17 protein-coding genes and 1 pseudogene are annotated in these 22119 nt (G+C 42.2%); 7 read left to right on the forward strand and 11 right to left on the reverse strand.

Features of this window, described 5'->3' with window-relative positions:
* Nucleotides 1–103: 103 nt before the first annotated feature.
* Nucleotides 104–952 carry a LiaF transmembrane domain-containing protein gene (locus HUW51_RS17515; RefSeq protein WP_185270915.1) on the reverse strand — a complete coding sequence of 283 codons (849 nt, stop codon included), beginning with the start codon at nt 950–952 and terminating at the stop codon, nt 104–106.
* Nucleotides 953–1232: 280 nt separating this feature from the next.
* Between HUW51_RS17515 and HUW51_RS17520 the strand changes: the two genes are divergently transcribed.
* The 6 genes from HUW51_RS17520 (at nt 1233) to HUW51_RS17545 (ending at nt 5557) form a co-directional block, all read left to right on the forward strand.
* Nucleotides 1233–1415, forward strand: coding sequence for a hypothetical protein (locus tag HUW51_RS17520; protein ID WP_185270916.1), 183 nt, complete (start codon nt 1233–1235; stop codon nt 1413–1415).
* 77 nt (nt 1416–1492) lie between these two features.
* Nucleotides 1493–1783 carry a hypothetical protein gene (locus HUW51_RS17525; protein WP_185270917.1) on the forward strand — a complete coding sequence of 97 codons (291 nt, stop codon included), beginning with the start codon at nt 1493–1495 and terminating at the stop codon, nt 1781–1783.
* A 503-nt stretch (nt 1784–2286) separates the two neighbouring features.
* On the forward strand, nt 2287–3030 hold the full coding sequence (locus tag HUW51_RS17530; RefSeq protein ID WP_185270918.1) for a (Fe-S)-binding protein: 744 nt from the start codon (nt 2287–2289) through the stop codon (nt 3028–3030).
* The gene (locus HUW51_RS17535) at nt 3023–4405 is read left to right on the forward strand and encodes a LutB/LldF family L-lactate oxidation iron-sulfur protein (protein WP_185270919.1); all 1383 of its coding nucleotides are present in this window, start codon (nt 3023–3025) and stop codon (nt 4403–4405) included. Before HUW51_RS17530 ends, HUW51_RS17535 begins: the two co-directional genes overlap by 8 nt.
* Nucleotides 4405–4998 carry a LutC/YkgG family protein gene (locus HUW51_RS17540; protein ID WP_185270920.1) on the forward strand — a complete coding sequence of 198 codons (594 nt, stop codon included), beginning with the start codon at nt 4405–4407 and terminating at the stop codon, nt 4996–4998. The genes HUW51_RS17535 and HUW51_RS17540 overlap by 1 nt, the downstream gene beginning before the upstream one ends.
* Nucleotides 4999–5053: 55 nt before the next feature.
* Entirely contained in the window at nt 5054–5557 is a 504-nt protein-coding gene (locus tag HUW51_RS17545; RefSeq protein WP_185270921.1) for a hypothetical protein, read from the forward strand.
* 245 nt (nt 5558–5802) lie between these two features.
* Here HUW51_RS17545 and HUW51_RS17550 read toward each other — a convergent pair whose 3' ends face one another.
* Nucleotides 5803–6264, reverse strand: coding sequence for an HAD domain-containing protein (locus HUW51_RS17550; RefSeq protein ID WP_185270922.1), 462 nt, complete (start codon nt 6262–6264; stop codon nt 5803–5805).
* Between the two features lie 89 nt (nt 6265–6353).
* Between HUW51_RS17550 and HUW51_RS17555 the strand changes: the two genes are divergently transcribed.
* On the forward strand, nt 6354–6959 hold the full coding sequence (locus tag HUW51_RS17555) for an HD domain-containing protein (RefSeq protein WP_185270923.1): 606 nt from the start codon (nt 6354–6356) through the stop codon (nt 6957–6959).
* Here the strand turns inward: HUW51_RS17555 and HUW51_RS17560 are convergent.
* The 9 genes and pseudogenes from HUW51_RS17560 to HUW51_RS17600 all read right to left on the reverse strand — a co-directional run bounded on the left by HUW51_RS17560 (nt 6925) and on the right by HUW51_RS17600 (nt 22118).
* Complete coding sequence (locus tag HUW51_RS17560) at nt 6925–7380, reverse strand: Crp/Fnr family transcriptional regulator (RefSeq protein WP_185270924.1); 456 nt, start codon at nt 7378–7380, stop codon at nt 6925–6927. The genes HUW51_RS17555 and HUW51_RS17560 overlap by 35 nt on opposite strands.
* 7 nt (nt 7381–7387) lie before the next feature.
* Nucleotides 7388–10150: a hypothetical protein gene (locus tag HUW51_RS17565; RefSeq protein WP_185270925.1), complete on the reverse strand. Its 2763-nt coding sequence runs from the start codon at nt 10148–10150 to the stop codon at nt 7388–7390.
* Nucleotides 10151–10176: 26 nt separating this feature from the next.
* Entirely contained in the window at nt 10177–11223 is a 1047-nt protein-coding gene (locus tag HUW51_RS17570; protein WP_228467053.1) for an adenylate/guanylate cyclase domain-containing protein, read from the reverse strand.
* On the reverse strand, nt 11220–11597 hold the full coding sequence (locus HUW51_RS17575; protein WP_185270927.1) for a response regulator: 378 nt from the start codon (nt 11595–11597) through the stop codon (nt 11220–11222). Before HUW51_RS17575 ends, HUW51_RS17570 begins: the two co-directional genes overlap by 4 nt.
* Before the next feature lie 44 nt (nt 11598–11641).
* Entirely contained in the window at nt 11642–13009 is a 1368-nt protein-coding gene (locus HUW51_RS17580; RefSeq protein WP_185270928.1) for a sensor histidine kinase, read from the reverse strand.
* Nucleotides 13010–13045: 36 nt separating this feature from the next.
* A pseudogene (locus HUW51_RS17585) lies at nt 13046–13882 on the reverse strand (sensor histidine kinase); the annotation flags it as partial.
* A gap of 135 nt (nt 13883–14017) precedes the next feature.
* Nucleotides 14018–15031, reverse strand: coding sequence for a tetratricopeptide repeat protein (locus HUW51_RS17590; protein ID WP_185270930.1), 1014 nt, complete (start codon nt 15029–15031; stop codon nt 14018–14020).
* Nucleotides 15028–18531: a two-component regulator propeller domain-containing protein gene (locus tag HUW51_RS17595; RefSeq protein ID WP_185270931.1), complete on the reverse strand. Its 3504-nt coding sequence runs from the start codon at nt 18529–18531 to the stop codon at nt 15028–15030. Before HUW51_RS17595 ends, HUW51_RS17590 begins: the two co-directional genes overlap by 4 nt.
* A 14-nt stretch (nt 18532–18545) precedes the next feature.
* Nucleotides 18546–22118: an ATP-binding protein gene (locus tag HUW51_RS17600; protein ID WP_185270932.1), complete on the reverse strand. Its 3573-nt coding sequence runs from the start codon at nt 22116–22118 to the stop codon at nt 18546–18548.
* Nucleotide 22119: the final 1 nt, after the last annotated feature.

A 22119-nucleotide genomic window follows, 5' to 3' on the forward strand; every position in this document is an offset into this window, starting at 1 on the left:
TAATTGTGTTCTATCCGGGCTGCCACATTTAGACGAACCGGTCAGTTTGACCCGATAAACTATCCGGTTCTCTCGGTGAATTTAAACGCCACTATATCTTAATTTAGCTATAACTGTTTATTTCGATGCCGCCCATTACGGCAAATCCTTTTAAAACTAAAATCTTGGGATTGGCTTCGTTCGTAGCGGGCATTACCTGGCGTTTATCTTCTATGATGCCAATTACGGATGTTATTTCGGATTTAATTAGCCAGTTTGCGGGTACAATCAGTTTACAGCCGCCCATCAGCAAGGTGATATCAAATATTACCCGGCCATGAATGTCGGCTTGGGCAAAGTTTAATTCTACGCCTCCCATCAGGGCAATTACCTCAGCGCCCCTAACGTTTTTAGAAATGATATGGCGTTTATTGCCGCCGAGTACAGCGGTAATTTCCACGAACTCGCTGTTGTTGTCTGTTAGTGGTTCGGCAGTGGCGGAAGAATAAACGGTATAATCCTGCGGCTGGGTAAAAACCGGAGCTTCTTGCGTTGTAAAAGGAGCCAGTTCCGGTGTAGTGGGCATTTGTTGCATAAATCTTCCCCGGCGTTTTTGCCGGCGCAGGCGGCGTTCCGCCCGGTCCGGACAGGTTTGGTTGCGTTTTAAAATCATAAATAAACCCGATCCTATGATTAGTAGGGGCCAGACATACCGGATAAGATGAAAAACCGGGTACATTTTATCGAGTTGAAAGGCAATGCCCAAACCCACTAGTATGAGCCAGCCAAAATCGCGAAAGCCCATTTTAGCGCCGTTAATTAAACCCACCACAATTAAAATCATGGGCCAGGTAAATAACCACTGCGGAAATAAGTAACCCATTTGGCGTAAGAAAAATATAACGCCTACGGCTATTATTATAAAGCCGGCTACAATTTTACCGGATGCTGAGCTGGTGTGGTGCATGTTCATGGTATTAATTTTTTATGAAAGATAGCTTAGTAAACCAGGCTTTACACTAGTAAAAAGGCCATTATAAAGGTTTAGTCGGTAAATTGGGGTAAATTGTCGGTAAAGGTTTCCTGGTTTATTGGCCCATTATTTTGCTTAGCAGTTATGGTAAATTATTTATAAATCGGGATGGTTGGTTTTAAGAACAGCAACTCATAGTCCTCAAATATTTTTGAAAGATTAGTATTTAACTTTTTAATTTTACTACTACGTTTGCAGTATTACTAAATGGTTAATTCCGATGAAAGATATCAATCCCGAAACCCTGCACGAGTTTTTTAATCGAATTCCTTCTATCCGTAGATTAGAGAAAGAAGCCGGCATGGCCGAAGGTTCTTTGGCCAAAATGGTGAGAGGCAAGAAAATTATTACCGAAAAAACTAAAATGAGGTTAAAGCCTTTGCTGGAAAAATATAATTTTTAAAAAATTGCCTTACTCGTTTGCCTCCCGCCGTGCAACCCCGCCGGGAATGGTAATGCCTTGACCTAATTTACCGGAATATGAAAGTAGCATTTTATTTATTACAAGGAGCCATGGATGAATACCTGTATGATCCGGAAAGTAAAACGCTGCATTTCTCGATTTTAAAAAAAGTGAATGGCGTGGTTTTTTACCTGCCGTACACACCCACCAAAGGCATGTTAGTAGATTTAACCCGGTTTAGCAAAATTTTTAATTTAAGTAAACCGGAGCTGGATTTACTACGATACCGGGGTTTTTACCTGGTTAGTGAGCTAAGCATGACCCCGGAATATTTAGAGTTGCAATTAATTTTGCGGGAAGACGATTAAACAACTGTTGCTATTGACAAACAAACCAATTAAGGTGCTTCAAATAACCAAAGAAGCTAAGCCAATAAGCCTTTACTCAAAATTGTAGTTTTAGAATAAGAAAGTTTAGCTGCGGAAAAGTAAAAATTTAAAAAATTCCGGAGAAGCGGGCCTGCCGCATTTACGGCCGTTCCAAATTAAGTACATCATTTTCTTTCTTCACCAGCATTTATAAAGCCGGTGCAACAAAAGCCTTCATGCTGATTCATTTAATGCCTTCTCTTCTGATTGGGCTAACTCCGACCATTGCCATTTAAACAATTTTTAAAATTTCTGATTTTACTAAAGCCCGGTTTAAATTAAAAATCGGGCAACAGTACAGTACAGGATACTTGCTACCTTGTATTGCTTTAATTTGGGTTTGCTTTTTAATTGTTTCCGGAAGTTTTGCGGCGAAGGCGCTTCTACTGATTCAATTAGATTTTAAAAATTTAAAAATTACGCCCTAAGCAAAAGATTAACTTATGACCGTTGGTTTATTTATACCGTGCTACGTCGATCAGTTTTACCCGAAAGTGGCTATTGCCACCCTGGAGTTACTGGAAAAACTGGGAGTAGATGTAGTTTATCCGTTTAATCAAACATGTTGCGGCCAACCCATGGCTAATTCGGGTTTCGAACACTTAACGCAAAGCTGCAATAATTTATTTATTCAAAACTTTATCAACCTGGACTACATTGTGTCGCCTTCGGGCAGTTGCGTGTTGCACATTAAAGAACATCTGCATGCTGAAAAACCCCACGAAGAGCCTGCCGCTACCCACATCCGCAACAAAATTTATGAACTCACCGAGTTCTTAACCGATATTTTAAAAATTGAAAATTTAACCGCCCGTTTTCCGCACCGGGTAGGCATGCACCAAAGTTGCCACGGACAGCGGGGTTTAAAGTTGTCGCAAATGACCGAATTGGTAGCGGAGCCGTTTTCGAAACCCGAGAAATTACTGCGCATGGTAGAGGGCTTGGAACTGATTGATTTAAGCCGGCAAGATGAATGCTGCGGCTTTGGCGGTACTTTTTGCGTAGCCGAAGAAGCCGTGAGCGCCAAAATGGGCAAAGACCGGGTAAAAGACCATCTGGACCACGGAGCTGAGTTTATTACCGGAGCCGATATGAGTTGTTTGATGCACCTGGAAGGCATCTTAAAAAGACAAAAAAGTAACGTACAGGTAAAACACATTGCCGAGATATTAAATAGCCATGCATAAAACAATAGCCGAACATCCCAGCCTGGCCGACAAATTTAACAAGGACGAAGAACGCGTTAACTGGCACGACCAAACTTTGTGGTGGGTGCGGGCCAAACGCGATAAAGCCGCTCATACTTTACCCGAATGGGAGGATTTGCGTAATCTGGCCTCCCAGATCAAACACAATGTGCTTTCTAACTTAAGTGAGTATTTGGTGCAGTTTGAGGAAAATGCTTTAAAAAACAACATACAGGTGCATTGGGCCGCCGACGCCCAGGAACATAATGCCATTGTAAAAAGTATTCTGCAAAAACACGGCGTGGCTCAAATTGTAAAGAGTAAATCCATGCTCACGGAAGAATGCCATTTAAATGATTACTTGCAAAAAGAAGGCATTGAAGTAATTGATACCGATTTAGGCGAGCGCATTGTGCAGTTAGCGCAAGAACCACCCAGCCACATTGTATTACCCTGCATCCATAAAAAGAAAGAAGAAATTGGCGAATTGTTTCATTTGCACCTGGGCACCCCAGCCGGCAACGCCGATCCGCAGTTTTTAACCGCCGCCGCCCGCCTGCATTTACGCGAGAAATTTTTAACCCGCAAAATAGCCATAACGGGGGTAAACTTTGCCGTAGCCGAAACCGGCGAATTTGTAGTTTGCACCAACGAAGGCAACGCCGACATGGGCGCCCACCTCGCCGACGTACACATTGCCTGCATGGGCATCGAAAAGCTTATTCCCGAACGCCACCATTTGGGGGTATTTTTACGCTTACTAGCCCGAAGTGCTACAGGTCAGCCCATAACTACTTACAGCAGTCATTTTAAAAAACCGCGACAAGGTCAGGAAATGCATTTGGTGTTGGTTGATAATGGCCGTAGCCGACAGTTAGGTCGCGAAGATTTCCGGAACTCGCTGAAATGCATCCGGTGCGGCGCCTGCATGAACACTTGCCCGGTTTACCGGCGTAGTGGCGGGCACAGCTACCACAATGCCATTGCCGGCCCTATCGGTTCCATTCTGGCGCCTAACCTGGACATGAAAGATTACGCCGATTTGCCTTTTGCTTCTACGCTCTGCGGCTCGTGCAGTAATGTTTGTCCGGTTAAAATTGACATTCATAATCAATTATATAAATGGCGCCAGGTGTTAGTACAGCAAGGATACGCGCCCGCAGCCAAGAAAGCAGCCATGCAGGGCATGGCCTTTACGTTTAGTCACCCGGCTTTTTACCGGATGGCGGGCAAAACCGGCAAATGGTTTATGAAAACCACGCCCTTTGTGGTAAACAACAGCTTTAACCCCTGGTACAAACAACGCGATATGCCTGAGCCACCAAAAGAATCTTTTCACGATTGGTACAAGAAAAACCGAAAACAAAACGAATAATGAATAGTCGCGAAAAAATATTACAAGCCGTTAAACAAAACCAGCCGGAACCAGTTTCGTTGCCCCATATTCCTTTTTTTACGCCGCCCTTTACAAACTTAGAACAAAAGTTTACCAAAGTACTGCAATCTATTGGCGGGGAGGTGCACCGGGTAAGTTCTTACGCCGAAATCAATCAAATTTTAAAAAAAGAGTTTGGCAGCAAAACTATTTTTAGCTCGGCCCAAGAACTAGCCGAACTGATGGATACCGGTTTAGATTACAAGAACGCCCATGCTTTTGCCGATCTGGAATTAGCCGTAGTGGAAGCCAATTTGGCCGTAGCCGAAAATAGCGCCATTTGGGTAACCGAAGCCATGGTGCAGGAGCGGGCTTTACCGTTTATTGCGCAGCACTTAGCGTTAATTATTCAGCCGCAGAATTTAGTAGCCACCATGCACGAGGCCTACGCCAGAATTGCCGACGCGGATTACGGCTTTGCCACTTTCATTGCCGGACCATCTAAAACCGCCGATATTGAACAATCTTTAGTGCTGGGAGCGCACGGCCCGAAAAGTTTACTGGTTTTTCTGCTGGACCGGGAGATTGCCTGAAAACGGATTTTTCTTAAGCTCTAATTTTTAAATTTTTAAAATTTTACGAATCCCAATGGACGATTCTTTGCTGGCCCTGAAGCAAGATTTGAACCGGATAATCGGCCGGGTTATATTAAAGCGCCCGGTCCTGGATTTGTTTCTGGATGGTATCACGCAATTAATTAAAGAGATAAACCCAGAAGCAAGTGAAGAAAAGATTCAGTTGCACTTACAAACGTGGGTAGCCGGAACCGCTTTTGTTATGGATCACCACGAACCCGAAAGTTACAGCAGCCCGATTTGTTACGCTTCGGCCAGCGGACTGCGCGAAGGCTTTGATACCGATGAATCGTCGGAACTCAACCAAAACTTATTAGAATCATTAACTACGTATGACTCCGCTTTAAAGCCGGAAGATAGCGTAGGGAACCCGAATGAAGCGGTGCAGATAACCCGGCTGTGGGTGGCCGAAGTTGTGCGCACCTGGCAGGAAAAACAACCGCTTACTTTTAACGATGTAACGAAGCAAATAGAACTATTGGTGTATCAATTATATGGGCTTAAGCCGATGGCGTAAAAACCACAGCAATAAGTTTTGCCGCTACTTTCAGATTAATACTTAGATTACTTTAACATTTAAGACAGCCTCGAATAAAGCAGCCGGGAGTAGTATCCTTATCACTAATTCTGGTTTTTTCATGTTTTTCTAAAATTTAAAAATTTTAAAATTTAGCGCAAACCTGTTATGGCAGAGGAGTCTGGTTGATAAAAATTTACATCTATTTTTGATTTTTTGTATTCAGGGTGGGAAGGTTAAACAGGTTAACTTTGATTCAGGAGCGCAATACACTGCTGGGCATCCGATAATTTCAATCCGTAATTCATATCTGTTTGCACCAGATAAGGTACCTGGTTGGGTAGCAGGTAATTTTCATCATCAATAATTATAAAGTTTTCTACTTCATTCGGTTGCAGCCAGGCCGCTATTTCTTCGCCGCGGATATTGTCTATTACGGGTGTAATATCCACTACTTCACCAGGTAAACCACGATGGTGCCACAAATCCTGCATAAAAGTTAAACCCTTTTTCCGCCACGTAGACGAGATTACAAGCTTGGCATGGGTATGCTCCACAATGTAAGCTAAATGTTCCAGGGTATGCGGGCAGAATAAATAACCATATGCATCCTCTGCCACGCCGCCGTATTTTTGGTGGAAGTGCAGCGCGTGCATGTGGTAAGCCGGATTTAATACGCCATCAATATCTAAGAAAATAACTTTCATGTTCGCTGATAAAAGGGCATAGCCAGATTTCAAAAAAATTAAAAATCAATTATAAAAAACTATTAAATTCAAGAATTTAGTTCTTAATCATGATCTACGCCATTTACCCGCAAATACACGCGTTTGCCCTACAAAAACTGCAGGCCGGTTTATCCGAAAAATATACCTATCACCATGTAGCGCATACCTTAGATGTATTAGAGCAATGTACCAAAATTGCGGATTTAGAAGGCGTAGTGGCACCGGAAGAGTTGTTTTTGTTGCAGGTAGGGGCCTTGTACCACGACATGGGATTTTTGTATACCTACCAGGGCCATGAAGATAAAAGCTGCGAAATTGCCGACGTGGATTTAACCAATTTTGGTTTTAGTAAGCCGCAAAAAGAAGTAGTTTTTGGCTTGATTAAAGCCACGCAGGTGCCGCAAAACCCCCAAACCAAATTAGAAGAAATTATCTGCGATGCTGATTTAGATTACTTGGGCCGTCCGGATTTTTATGCCATCGGGGAGGGCTTGTACCAGGAATTTCTGTGGCAGGGTATCGTGAAAAATGAACTGGATTGGAACCGGGTACAGGTAAAATTTTTAAAAAATCACCGTTATTTTACGCCTTCATCCATTGCCCGGCGCGAAAAACAAAAGCAGGAATATTTGCAGCAAGTTATCGAGAAGGTTGCTCGGTTGGAGTTGCTTTAGTTTCGGCCAGTTTAGCATCCATGATGCGGAGCCGTCGGCCCAGGGTTTTTAAAATTCCTTTTAATACTTCGGCATTGGCCAGCATAATATCATAAAAAGGTTCCTGATCTAGTTTAAGCAAAATAGTTTCTTGCAGAGCCGTAGCGCTCGCCGAACGGGTATCGGCATCCAGTACCGATAATTCGCCTAAAATCTCGTTTTCTTCCAGCACTGCTAAGGTTAAATCTTCGTCATGAATCCGGATTTTGCCTTTGTAAATAAAATACATGCTTTCGCCTATTTCGCCTTTCTGAAACAAAGTTTCGTTGGGGTTCAGGTATAATTCTTCTAAAATACCGGCTAATTCCACCAGTTCGGCTTCGGGCGTATTATGGAAAATTTCCGAAGAACGCAGGGTCAGCACTTTTTCGATGAGTAACATGGGGCTATTAAATTGCAACCTGGGATAAAGCAAATTGTTTGGTTTCGCGCAGCAAGAAGTTAGCTTCCTGAGAAAGCGGATTTTTTAAAATTTGCGTTAATTCCGGGTCTTGTAAATCGGGTATTAAATATAAAGCTACAGATTTCGTCCAGACAGAAAAACTGGTTTCGGTAGTAGTTAAAATTTCAGTGATTACGGCGTTTCTAACGGCGATCTCTGCGCTTGAGTTACTGGTAAGGTTTGTTTGATTTTCCAGGGTAAATTCCAGAAGCGCATCGATGGGAGTAAAGTAACGCCGGGGAATGTGTAATTCTAACACTTCGATGGCGTTAAATATCCGGCTCGCATCGCGCGACTGAATTAATTGCATTACCCGTTCCAGGTGCGGCCGGTCGTACAAGATGGCGCAAGCTTGTAAAATTACTTCTAAATCTTGCTTTAACTCAGATTTTAGGGCTTGGCATAATAACTCTACTACAGAGTCGGAACGCAAGCGAGTTAAGGCATTTATTTTGGGCCTGGTTTGTTCCAGTTTATTTTCGAGCCAACGGGTAAGTTCTGTTTTACCGGCATCTGGCAAACTAATCTTCTTGCGGTATAAGGCGTTTACGGCTAAGTCTGTTAATTCATTTTGTTTTTGTAAGTAAGGCAGCAGGTATTGCGTAGATAATGGCCCTTGTACGGAACCTGCCGTTTTTATAAATAAGGCAGCAAACGAAGCGGGCAGGTTGAGATTAGTTAGGTAAGCGGGCGCAAAAATAGCATCGCCAAAATGCAATATGGCTTTTTGTAGCGCCGTGGGAGTATTTTGTTTTACGGCGGTAGCTACTACATCCGGCCACAAGGCAAATGCTTTTACCTGACCAATGGCCTCTAGGGCTTTTTTTAAAATTATCGGCGAGGCATCGTGCAACAAGCTGCGTAAGGAAGTTTCAAAGTCGCCGTGTGGTGCCGTAGAGATTATCTCCAAGGCTAATAATTTATCTGCTTCATGCGTGCTCCGGGTTAATGCGGCTACTTCTTGCTGCACAATTTGTAAAGAACTTGCATCTGGTCGGGAAGCTAAACCTAGTAAAGCTGCTTTTTTATCGGCAAAATTTAAATTTTTTAAATTATAGAATTCCTGCGCTTGCTCTGGACTTAAAAAATAAAAGACCTGCAGTAAATCTGGTTTAATTTCGGAGGAAGAATTTGAGGCTAATTGCTGTTGCACTACCGGCAACGCAGCAGTGAGATGCCGGTGCTTAATTCGGGATAAAACGTATTTTTTAATAGAGAGGTCCGGGTTGTTGAGCTCGCGCAATAATACCTGGTTGAGTTGTTTGTAACCCGAACGCTCCAGCAATTCTAAAGCCACCAGTACTTCTTTAGGTTTAGGGCTGTTTAATTTAGCCAGCAATAATTCCCGCACCGGCTTATCTGTTAAAAATAACTGCGTGCCCGTAAAATAGCCTTTCTTTAAAGCTTGAATTAAGGTATGCAGGTATTCTTTTTTAATCAGGAAAACCATGCCGGACCATACCGCAATCAATAAAATTAAGGTATAGCAAACAAAGGAAATAGATATGTCGCCGTGGGAGTCGCGGAAGGCAAAAGCATACAGGCCCACCACCAGCAAGGCAAAAGGCATGGTGTAGCCTTTGGTAATTAAATGGCCTTTTAAGCGGGAGTGGGGTTGCAACGGCTGAAATAGCACAAAAAAAGCAGGTTCTTGCACCGCTGATTTTAATACTTCCGACAGCAATACCATAACCCCAAAAGCAATTAAGCCGGTATTGGTAGGCGTGCTGGTTTGCAGAATGTACATGGTAACTAGCGCTAACACAATTGGAGTAATTAGCAAGGAATTAGTTAAACCCAAACGGTTGATAACCCGGCTGCTAAAAAGTAATTTAATAAACATGGCCAAAACCCGACCCACAGCAAAATAAATCCCCAGGAAAGATGCCAGCTCGTGACTGGTTTTATACTTTACCTTTATTTCGGTTAAAAATGTATAATCCAGGAGGGAGTAAAGAACAAAGCCCACGAAAGACCAAATGGCAATGACAAAAATTAAATTATTTTCAAAAAAACGGCTAATCAGGCCGGTATGTTCTCCGTGACCATGCGTGGAGGCATGATGCTCCGGATGGTCGTGGTGGGGTGGCGCTACAATTACAGGATGATTAAAACGCTGCAGGTAATAATACGCAACCAGCAAAGCTACCATCGAAATAGCCAGTACGTTAATTACCCCGATAATAGGAGCCAGAACCGCTACGGCCGCGTAACCAATAATTTTGGCCGGAATGTCGCCGGAGCCTACCACCGAAAAAATTCTTTTACTTTCCCGGACGTTAAAAATTATGGCGGCCATTCCCCAGAAAGCATAACCAATTACCATGTACAACACCATGTTCCAGGCCGATAAGAAAAAGGGCAGCCAGGTAATGGAGAAAAGGGTAGCTTCCAGCCAGGTCAGGGCAATAGAGGCCACCGAAAACAAAATAATAACCTGCAGCAGTTTTTTAGCCGATAAAGTAGCTTCCAGACGGGCGTAGCCATAATTCGCTACCAGTAATAAGCCGGCAGCTAGCAACGAAACTTTAGGTAATTCTTTAATGGGGTAGGTAGCCAGAAAAAGCGTGAGCGCGCTGGTAAACAAAAATGAAGTACCCACACCTAAAAAAAACTGCACTAAAAAAAGCTGCTTTACAACCCTGGCTTCGGCAGGTTTAATGTTTAATAATTGATAAATCCCTGTTTGCATACCCAATTTTTCCCTCATTCAATGATGTTGTTACTAATGCGGGACTACTCAATAACTTCGTAAATAACTACCGCCTGGGCTTTATTTTTTAAATTTACTTCTTTCAGACGCTGGCAATTAAATGATTCTTTGGCGCGCTCATACACTGCCTCTGAAATAACAATTTGGTTGGGTTGCGCTACCGATTGCAGCCGCTGGGCTAAATTTACCCCGTCGCCGATTACGGTATAATCCAGGCGGCGTAACGAGATAGAACCAATATTGCCCGAAATTACTTCCCCGGAATTAATGCCTACCGAAACCTGGGGTTTAAAAAAATGGCCATCCAGTTGTACTTCTGTTTCCAGTTGTAATTTTTCCCGAACGGCCAACGCTGCATCGATAGCTCGGTCCAGGTGGTAATCGCCCCGGAAAACCGCCATTACCGCATCGCCCATGAATTTATCTACGTGGCCATTCTGGGCAATAATTTCCTGCACCATCATGTCAAAGTATTTATTTAATAAGCCTACTACGGTATTAGCCGGTACTTTTTCGGTGATGGAAGTAAAGCCGCAAATATCAATGAACATGATAGTGGCATCGATGGCTTCGTTTACCAGCAAGCTGTTTTCAAACTCTTTGTGCGTCATAAAATGCAGCACGTTCTCGTCCACGTACATTTTTAAAATATTGTTTTCTTTAATGGCCTGCATGGTTTCGCGCAAATGCGACACGTGGAGCACGGTTTTATCCATGGTTAGTTCCAGGTCTTCGAAGTTTACGGGTTTGCACACAAAATCAAAAGCGCCCCGGTTCATGGCCATTCGGATGTTTTCCATGTCGCCGTACGCCGATACCATTACGGCTTTTACCAGCGGGTTTACTTCGGGCAATTTGGTAAGTAAGGTAAGGCCATCCATTTCGGGCATGTTAATGTCGCTCAACACAATATCCAGATCGGGGTGCTCGGCCAGTTTTTGCAAAGCCTCTACGCCGTTGTGGGCAAAAACAAATTCGTAGGTATTCTCTCGAATCTTCCGGCGAAACTTTTGCTTGATTAATAATTCCAGATCCGTTTCGTCGTCAACCACCAGTATCTTGGCCATCAGGATGCAAAATTTTTAAGTTTTTCTTTTAAAAGGCTAAAGTCCAGCGGCTTGGTTAAAAAATCATCGGCGCCGTGTTGCATGGCTTGCTGGTAATTCTCGTCGTCGCCGTAAGCGGTAATCATCATCACGGTAGGAGGGCGGTGTTCGTGTTTTTGCCGGATTAATCGTAACAATTCCAAACCACTCATGCCCGGCATGTTAATGTCCGATAAAATCAGAACCACTTCCGAATCGTATTGTTCCAGGTACGCGTAGGCGGCTTCGCCGGATGTGGAAAAGGCAAAGTCTAACTCTCCATTTTTTATTTCGCGGCGGAAGCGTTGTAAAAATAAAGGTTGTACATCGGCTTCGTCGTCCACTACTAATATTTTCATTTTATATGATATCTTGACGTAAGTACCGTTTAAATTATTATAAATTATTTGTTATTCCGCGGCAGGCGCAAGATAAATTCTGAAAACTCGCCTTCCTGGGTATTTACTTCCAGCGAACCGCCGTGCACTTTGGTAATAATATCGTAACTCAGTGAAAGCCCTAAGCCCGTACCTTTGCCGGCGGGTTTGGTCGTAAAAAAAGGCTGCATAATTTTTTCCCGGATGGCGGCCGGTATACCCAGGCCATTGTCTTTCACCCGGATCTCTATTTTGCCGTCTTTCTGCTGGGTAGTTACGCAAATGGTGGGTTCAAAAGTCCCGTTTTGCAATTTCTTTTTCTCGCTAATGGCGTAAAACGCATTGTTGTACAAATTTAGTAAAACCCGCCCAACATCTTGCGATACTATATTTACCAAACCTAAATCCGGGGCAAAATCAGTTTTTATGGTGGCATTAAACGATTTGTCTTTGGCCCGCAAACCGTGGTACGAAAGTCGTAAATACTCGTCGGCTAAAGCGTTTATATCGGTAGGTTCTTTCTGGCCGGTAGTGGCGCGCGAGTGTTGCAGCATGCCTTTCACGATTTTATCGGCCCGTTGCCCGTGGTGCGAAATTTTATTTAAATTTTGAGTTAGGTCAAACAAAATCTCTTCGGCGTATTCTTTTTCGGATTCCGGCAGTTTTTGCAAAGGGCCTTCTTTTAATTCTTGCAGTAACTCGGTGCTTACTTCCGAAAAGTTATTGACAAAGTTTAGGGGGTTTTGAATTTCGTGGGCAATGCCGGCGGTAAGCTCACCCAATGAGGCCAATTTTTCCTGCTGAATGAGTTGGGCCTGAGTAGCTTTTAACTCTTGTACGGTTACTTCCAGTTCTTCTTTTTGCTTGGTTATTTCGGAGGTGCGTTCGGCTACTAAAATTTCTAACTGGTCCTTTTGGGCAGATAAAGCCAGTTTTTGTTGTTCTTCCTGTATTCTTTGCTGACGCTCAAACTCGAGTTCTTTTTCCTGCTTATTGGCGTTAATCCAACTGGCAAAATTCCAGACAAAAGCTCCCATAATGGCGGTGGTCAGGTAACCTTCCAAGCTTTGGTAAAACTCCGGAACAATTAAATTTAAAAAAGCGCTGATAAAAGTAATAACCGCGAAAGGGATAAAAGAATAAACTATAGGGCGGGAAGCGTGAAAATCAGGTTCGGTGTAAAGAAAGAACAATACTAGCCAAAGGAAAATGGACGCGCCTAAGTTAGAAACTTCGTCGGTCAGAAAACTGCCCAGGGAAAACATCAGCCCCAGTGAAATCCAACTGGATACATTTAACCATTGATCCCATTTAGAAGCTTTGGGCGAAGTTACATTGGATTTGCGCAGGCGCCGTAGCAGCAGAAAAACAGAAAGTAAGGTAAAAAAATACATAAGAAGCCAGCTCGTTCAGGAGCTAAAAATAACTAATTAATTTACAATTGATGCAGAATGGTGGGGTAATACAATAGTAAATTCAGTATGCTGCCCGGGCTCCGATTGCACGAGCAGTTTACCGCCGTGCTGTTTGGTAATAATATCGTAAGCCAGCGAAAGCCCCAAACCGGTACCCAGACCCGTAGGTTTGGTAGTAAAGAAAGGCTGAAAAATTTTATTTTTTAAATTTTCCGGAATTCCAGTGCCATTATCCCGGATGGTAATTTCTACCTGCCCGTTTTGCTGACGGGTTAGTACTTTAACTTCGGGTTGGTACTGGCCGTTTAGATGTGCTTTCTTTTGCTGGATAGCGTAAAAGGCGTTGTTAAATAAATTTAGTAATACTCTGCCTAATTCTTGAGGGCCTACTATTATTTTGCTGATATTATTATCAAACTCAGTGATTAAGTTGGCATTAAAGTCTTTGTCTTTGGCGCGAAAGCCGTGGTAAGAAAGGTTTAGGTATTCCTCGGCCAAAGCATTAATGTTAGTAAGTTGTTTCACGCCTGAACTCGCGCGAGAATGCTGCAGCATGTTCTTAACAATTGAATCAGCTCGCTTGCCGTGGTGGTTTATTTTAGATAAGTTCTCTTTTAAATCCATGGAAATAGCTAGAGCTTCTTCGGTTTCGTCCTTTTGTAATTCTTCTTTTAATTCGTCTAATAGCTCTATACTTACCTCAGAAAAATTATTTACAAAATTGAGCGGGTTCTGGATTTCGTGGGCAATTCCGGCAGTAAGCTCTCCCAATGATGCCATTTTCTCACTTTGGATAAGTTGGGCTTGGGTAGATTTTAGCTCGTATAAAGTGTTTTCTAATTGCTCTTTTTGGATTTGTAGCAAGGCCTGCGCTTTTTTTCGGTGTTTATTGTTGCGGTATAACATTAATACTATTAAACCGAAAACTCCCAACCCTGCCCCCATTAAATAGATTTTTATTTGATTTATAAAGGTGGCTTTCGCTATTTAAGCTTCTTTTTTCCTTTCCTCTTCTTCAAAAGAAACTATTTGAAATTCCTGAATTTTTTGCTGACTAAAAAGGTTGTCTTTTGCCGCCAGCATTATTTTAAGGTATTTTAAAACACTATCCTGTTTATTTTGTAATTCAAAAACATCAACCAAACTTTTACTGGCTTCTAAGGTGTAATTATTAAAGCCCAATTTTTTACTTAATTGCAGGGCTCTTTGAGCATAAAAGATGGACGAATCTGAAGAATTTAGTTTTTTGTATAATTTACTCAGGCCATTATAAATCTGTATTTTTATATTATCATCACCATAAAGGCTACCTACTTTTAAAGCTTCTCGGGCATAAGTAATAGCCTCTTGATTTCTTCCTGATTTTTCCAGAACTAACCCCATGGTACCAATATAGTAAGGATTCTGCCGGCTAGGATTGCTTTTTGCTAACCGCAAACTATTCTCGGCAAAGAAATAAGCAGAATCTAAGTTGTTTAGCCTAACATGCACATTGGCCAAATTATTATAAGTACCTTCTATTTCGGGTAAGTGGTGTTGTTTTTGTAATTTTAAAGCTAAACTAAGAAAAGGTAAAGCACTTTTATAATTCCCCATGTTTGATAAAAGCAAACTCCGATGCCTATAAGCCTTTACCAGTAACGCTTCTTTTCCAAAATTTAAATTTTCAATAATTTTAGTTGCATCTAAAATCGTTTTTAAAGCTTTTGGGTAATTTCCGGCTAAATTTATAATACCGGCCATCTGCAACAAACCCTCTGCTTCTCCATAATGATAATTTAATTTTCTAGCGAGGTAAATGCTTTGGCGAGCATAAATTAAAGCACTATCGGGTTTTCGGTACCTATATTTGGAGGCAATATCATTTAACAAGATTACTTTAAGAGTGTCCGTATCTTTGGTTGTAACTATTTTTTGTTTTAATTCACTTAATGATTCAACTTGTGCATTAACAGAAACCACAAGTGAGAAAAAAAACAGAAAAGAAACAGCAAGTCTCATAACCCAGGTTTTACAGGTAATATAATAATAAAATCTGCCCCTTTTCCTTCTTCTGTTTCTAATTTTAATTGCCCACCGTGGCCTTTATTTATAATGTCATAGCTAAGAGATAAACCTAATCCGGTGCCTTGCCCGGTTGGCTTGGTGGTAAAAAAAGGCTGAAAGACTTTTTGCTTTATATTTTCCGGAATGCCACTGCCATTATCCCTGATCCTGATTTCTATTTTATCACCTAAGTCTTTGGTAATTACTTGAACTTCCGGGTGATATTGCCCATTTAGCAATTGTTTTTTCTGGGCAACTGCATAAAAAGCATTATTAAATAAATTTAGCAGCACCCGACCCAAATCCTGCGGCAGCACTTCGGTTTTAGGTAAATCGGGAGCAAAATCTTTTACCAATGCAGCATTAAATTCTTTGTCTTTGGCCCGCAACCCATGATAACTTAAGCGCAAATATTCATCGGCTAAGGCATTAATATTGGTAAGTTGTTTTTCTGTTGACCCTGCTCTGGAATGTTGCAGCATGCCTTTCACAATGGCATCGGCCCGTTTGCCGTGGTAATTTATCTTTTGCAGGTTTTCTTTCAAGTCAGTAGATATGGCCAGCACTTCCGTTGTATTGCCATTTTGAGCTTCTTCTTCTAATTCGTCTAGCAACTCTATACTAACTTCCGAAAAGTTGTTGACAAAATTGAGGGGGTTTTGAATTTCGTGCGCAATTCCGGCGGTAAGTTCACCCAAGGAGGCCATTTTCTCGGATTGTATGAGCTGGGTTTGGGAGGTTTTCAGGTTTGCTAAGGCCTGGGATATTTCTTCATTGGCCTGGCTTAATTGGGAGGTTCGCAGGTTTACTTTACTTTCCAGCAGTTGATTTTCGCGACGTAAAACTCGGGAACGATGCAAAATATACATACGTAAAACCGCCGCAAATAAAATTATATAAAAGGTATACGCCCACCAGGTACGCCACCAGGGGGGGTGAATGATAACGGTGATGGTGGCATCCCGCTCATTCCAGAGACCATCGCTGCTGGCGGCTTTAACCGAAAATGTATAGGTGCCTGGAGCCAAGTTGGTATAGGTAGCCGAGCGTTGTGTACCGCCAGAGATCCAGTTGGTATCGTAACCGGACAGCCTGTATTTATATTGGTTAAACGAAGGATTAGCATAATGAAAAGCGACAAACTGAAACGTAACCCGGTTTTGGTTGTATTTTAGTTCTATTCTTTTTTGATTCGTCAGAATAATAATGCTATCACGGGTGCCGGCTTTATTCTGATTGGTAAAGCTCATGGTTTGCAGAATTACTTCCGGCCGGGTTGTATTGTAAACAAGATTATCCGGGTTAAAGCGCAGAATGCCCGTACTGGTGCCAGCGAGCCAGTCGCCGTTGGATGCCGTGGCGGAACCACCATAAACCATGTCGCCGGCAGGCAACCCATTCTGTAGAGTGAGCTGCCGTATAGCAAAATTTCTAGGGTTCATAATAGAGTAACCTCGGCCGCCGCCCAGCCACAGGTTACCGGCTTTATCCTCCCGGATGGTAGAAATATTATCGTATACCAGACCCTCTTTTTCGGTGAAACGTCGGTAGTGGCCGGTTTTCCGATCAAAAAGAAATAAACCCCATAAATAAGTGCCGGCCCAGAGCCGGCCTTGCCGGTCTTCGAAAATGGAAGTAATACATTGCAAACCCTTATCGCTATTATAATAGGAGGTAAATTTACCCGTTTTGAGGTTTAATTTATTTAAGCCGCCGCCGTTGGTGCCTACCCACAATATTCCTTGGCTATCTTCAAACAAAGAATTTACCTGGATATCATCCAGCTCTCCTTTCTCAGGGGCATTATTACCCGAATTGACAATATAGGGATAACGGGTGAATTTTCCGGATTGACGGACTAAGCGACATAACCCGCCCTTATGGGTACCTACCCATAAATTGCCCCGGGAGTCTTCCAGAATACTTATGACAGCATCATTGCTAAGGGAAGTAGAATCAGTTTTTTTATTTTTATAGTTGGTTACTTTTTTGGTTTGAGGATCATACCGGAATAAACCATCATTCAAACTTCCAATCCAGGCTATTCCTTCCTTATCTATTAAAATAGCTCTGCGCACTTGTATAAGCTTTCCAGCAGCCAGGTTTACCGATTCAAACTGGGTTAAGTTTTTATCACTTTCAAATAAACCTTTGGGGGTACTTATCAAATACTTCCCACTTTTTAATCGGGCTATACTATACGCATAGCCTCCCGGATAACCGGCACCAGTGCCCGTCTGCTGAATAAATTGGAACTGCGACTGCTTTTCGTTTAACCGGAATATGCCATGGCCCCTGCCTGCCACCCATAAACTGCCGTTTCTGTCTACGAACGAGTTTTGCAGCACATTGGTCGGTAAGCCCCCCGGCTTATTCTCATCAGCGGCAAACCGGCGCAAGGCGGCGCCCGGCGAGGCCAAGTACAGCAATCCTTTGCCCGAGAGCACCCACAAGGCCCCGTTGCGGCCTTCTCTTATATCAAAGCAACTATCCGCATCTGCTTCCAGGTTTTTGTCGTTAACTTTATAGCTGGTAAACGTTCCGCCGGAGGGGTTAAATTTCAGAATACCTTTATTGGTGCCTACCCATAAGCGGTGGGCCTTGTCCTCAAAAAGGGTCAGCATTTTTTCGGTTCCCTGGCCGGAAACCGGGCTTTTAAAACTTTTTATGCTTTTGGTATCCGGATTATATTGTACCAGGCGGCTGCCTGCCTTCGTTCTTATAATCAGCCATAGCAAACCCGGCTGGGAAGGCGCCTCATATAGATAGGCAATATATTGCTTATTAGCCGTATCGGGACTGGCCAGAAATTGGTCAAACTTTTTTTTATGGGCATTATACTGGTACAAGCCATTTTGAGTACCTAACCAGACTCGGCCTTTAGAATCATTAATGAGTTCATTAAAGTCATTGGTGGGGAGATGATATTTTCCGGTAGCCAGCGAATCGTAGGTAACCATGTCGCCGGTAACTGGATGAAAGCGGTCGATATGTTTTTGGAATTCCACAGTTAAATTGGCGATCCAGAGATAGCCTTCTTTATCTTCTGCTTTTACAACTGTCCAACCATTCATTTCAATCTCTTTTTTAGAGGAAAGGTGCGGAAAGTGTGTAAAATTATCCTGAGAACGGTTAAACCGGAATACCCCCTGCTGTAAAGTGCCAATCCAGAGGTTATCTTTGCTGTCTTCAAAGATGTACCAAACCGACCGAAAAGTGCGATCCTTTTTATCCGCAGTTTCCAGGTTATATACTTTCAGGTTATACCCATCATAGCGGACCAGCCCGTTTTGCGTACCAAACCACATGTAGCCCAGCTTATCCTGCAAAGAACACGTAATAAAATTTTCCGGTAAGCCATTTTCTACAGAGAGCCGGGTAAAATTCAATTCCCGGATTTGGCTAAGCCCCGGAAAGCTTATTAAGAGAATTAAAAGGCCGTAAAGCTTTTTCATGTGGGTAAGGTTGTTTAATGAATGGATGGGTTTGCCGGCAGGGAAACAATAAACTCAGTAAACTCCCCTTTAATGGAATTTACTTTTAAAAAGCCATTATGGCCTTTAGTAATAATATCGTAGCTCAACGACAAGCCTAAACCAGTGCCTTGCCCGGTGGGTTTGGTAGTGAAGAACGGCTGAAAAATCTTATTTTTTAAATTTTCCGGAATTCCAACGCCATTATCCCACACCCTAATTTCTACGTTTCCGTTTTGCTGGCTGGTGCTTACTTTAATTTCGGGTTGATATTGGCCGTTTAGTTGGGTTTTCTTTTGCTGCGTGGCGTAAAAAGCGTTGTTAAATACGTTTACCAGTACCCGGCCCAACTCCAGCGGATTAACTTCTATTTTGCCTAAATTATTATCAAAAGCAGTGACTAAGATGGCATTAAAATCCTTATTCTTGGAGCGTAGGCCGTGGTAGGAGAGACGTAGGTATTCATCTGTTAAAGCATTTATATCAGTGGGTTCTTTCTGACCGGAACTAATGCGGGAATGTTCCAGCATACCTTTTACAATGGCATCGGCACGTTTGCCATGATGATTTATCTTTTGAAGGTTTTCAATAACATTGCCGGTAATATGTAGTGATTCTTGCTTATCACCATTTTGGATTTCGGCCTTTAATTCTTCTAGTAATTCCGCACTTACTTCCGAGAAATTATTAATAAAGTTGAGCGGATTCATTATTTCATGCGCAATGCCGGCAGTTAGTTCACCTAACGAAGCCATTTTCTCTTTTTGGATAAGTTGGGCTTGTGCAGACTTTAAATCCAGGAGCGTTTTTTCTATTTGTTGTTTAGCGTTTTCTAGTTTTGTAAAGTCTTCATACCGAGCATAAGCCGTGGAAAAGGCATTGGCAAGTGATTGAACCAGGCTGATTTCATCCTCAGTAAGTGGTGCGGTATTGCCTACATACAACATGCCTTGCAAAAAAGGTACAAAGTGTAGATATAGATTTTCAGGAGGTTTTTCAGCACTGTATTTTTCATCCTTTTTTATAAGGCTTGCTTCCAATAAACTTTTTGTCCAGACGGCAAATTTTGGTGCGTCCCAATGGTCAATAAATAGTTGATTTTTTCGCCAGTAATGTAATACACCATCTACAAATTCTTTATTGCTAAAAGGTAACTTAAATGCTGCTAACGCTTCTCCTTCGGGGGTAGATAAATATACACTTGCCTGTTGTTCTTCCTCGCTCAAAATAAAAACCCCGCAACGTGTAAAGGGTACATTTAAAATGGTTAACTCATTCCAAATGAGCGGTATGATTCTATCCAGGTCGTTGGTGGTGCGCATAGAGGCGATCTCCGCACGCACACGGTCAACTGACGCCTGCCTAACCGCTTCTTTGGCGGCTGCTTCGGCTTTTTGCAAATCAAGAAAGCGGGTGTACGTTTGTTCAAAGGCTTTTCCAAAGCGCATGAGGGTTTTATTCTGCTCATCGGAATACGGAATTGCTGAATAATTATAAATAGTAAGCGCCACTGTTTTCATTAATACAGCTGACACCAAATAACCAGCACTGCTATACAGCACTTTTCTTCTTTCTTCTGTTACCGGAGCATACTTAAAAAAGTGATCATAAAAGCGGTCTTTTTCTTCCTTCGTACAGGTAAGTGTATAGAAGTGTTCTCCATTTTTCTTTGCCTCAGCAGGACGGCGGAATATTGGGTGATCTATATAAGGAACATCGATCCGGGCTGCATATTGCTGACCGGGTGCCGCTATCCAGAGCCTAAAATCATCACTTTCATTAATGTCTACTGCAAAACTTGCCGAGTCAATGTTGAAGTGTAAGCTGTATAACTGATCAAAAATTACCTGTATAACTTCTCTTAACTCTTCACTTGTTTGCATTGCCATACTGCGACTGCGCACACGTTCCAGTGCGGCTTCTATTTGCGCTTCCTTTGCTTGCTCTTCCGCTTTTTGCAGGTCTAGAAAACGCGTATAGGTTTGTTCGAACACTCTACCAAATCTTTTTAGGGTATTATTTTGTTCTTCTGAATATAAAATGCTGTCATAATTTTGGATATTCAATGCAACTGTTTTCATCAACATAGAAGATTGTGTCCAGCCATTGGTAGTATACATAAAATTTCTTCTTTCTTCCGTTACCGGAGCATATTTGAAAAAATGGTCAAAAAACCTGTCTTTTTCCTCCTTGGTACAGGTAAGAGTATAAAAATCTTCCCCTTTTTCTTTTGCTTCCACATAACGATTGAATATTGGATGATCAATGAAAGGAAAATTAATTCGAGAGGCATATTGCTGACCGGGAGCTGCCACCCAAACCCTTAAATCATTACTTTCGTGTAATTCAACCGCAAAACTGGCCGAATGGATATTAAAACCAAGTTCACATAACTGATGCAATACCAATTGAATTACTTCTTTTAGCTCCTCGCTTTTTTGCATAGCCATGGAGCGGCTTCTTACTCTTTCCAGTGCGGCTTCTATTTGCGCTTCCTTTGTTTGCTCTTCTGCTTTTTGCAGGTCCAGAAAACGGGTATAGGTTTGTTCAAATACATTACCAAATCGCATGACGGTATTATTCTGTTCTTCAGAAAAAGGAATGCCGGAGTAATTATAAATATTTAAGGCAACCGTTTTCATTAATACAGATGATTGCGTCCAGCCAGTGCTACTATACATGACTTTTCTTCTTTCCTCCGTTACTGGGGCGTATTTAAAAAAATGATCAAAAAAACTGTCTTTCTCTTCCGTTGTGCAGGTAAGTGTATAAAAATGCTCCTCTTTTTCCTGTGCTTCTAATAAGCGGTTGAATATGGGATGATCTATATAAGGAAGATTGATCCGGGAAGCGTATTGCTGACCGGGAGCTGCCACCCAAACTTGCAAATCAAGGCTTTTTCGAAAATCTACCACAAAGCTCGCTGAGTCTATATTGAATTCTAGCCCGCATAGCTCATCCAGTATCAGTTGAATGACTTCCTTCAACTCCTCACTTTTATGCATGGACATCATCTTGGCCCGTACTCTTTCCAAAGCGGCTTCAATCTCTAACTGCCGGTTTTTTTGTTCCAATTCACCGGTTTTTTCATTTACCAGCCTTAGCAGTTGCTCATTTTTCCTTTCCCACTCTTTAATAATATGCCAAGTGTCCTCGGTTGTTGATCCATCATCAGGTTTAGAAGCATGTACATGAACAGCCAGCCATTGCTCATTCTGAAATTCCATTACCATTGTTAGCCTAATACAAATTTCATGTTGATTGCCCTCCACCATTATGTTTAATATTAATTCTGTGACAATAATTGCTACATCTTCCTTTGCTGAAGTTTTGTGGAATACAGGTGTTGCTGCAATATGGATAATATGACCTTTTGATTGTGCCCGTTGTTTGGATATTAGTTGTACATATTCTTTTAATGAAAACACTCTTTCGTCTCTAGTAGTACCATAGATCATCATGTTTTCTGCCACAAGATGTGGGGCTAATTCTAAGGGCAGGTTGCCTAAATGTAGCTGTATAAATTTTTCATATGCTTCATGCAAGGCTTGTTCTTTTTGTGCTCTCATA

The organism is Adhaeribacter swui, from assembly GCF_014217805.1.
GTDB lineage: Bacteria > Bacteroidota > Bacteroidia > Cytophagales > Hymenobacteraceae > Adhaeribacter > Adhaeribacter swui.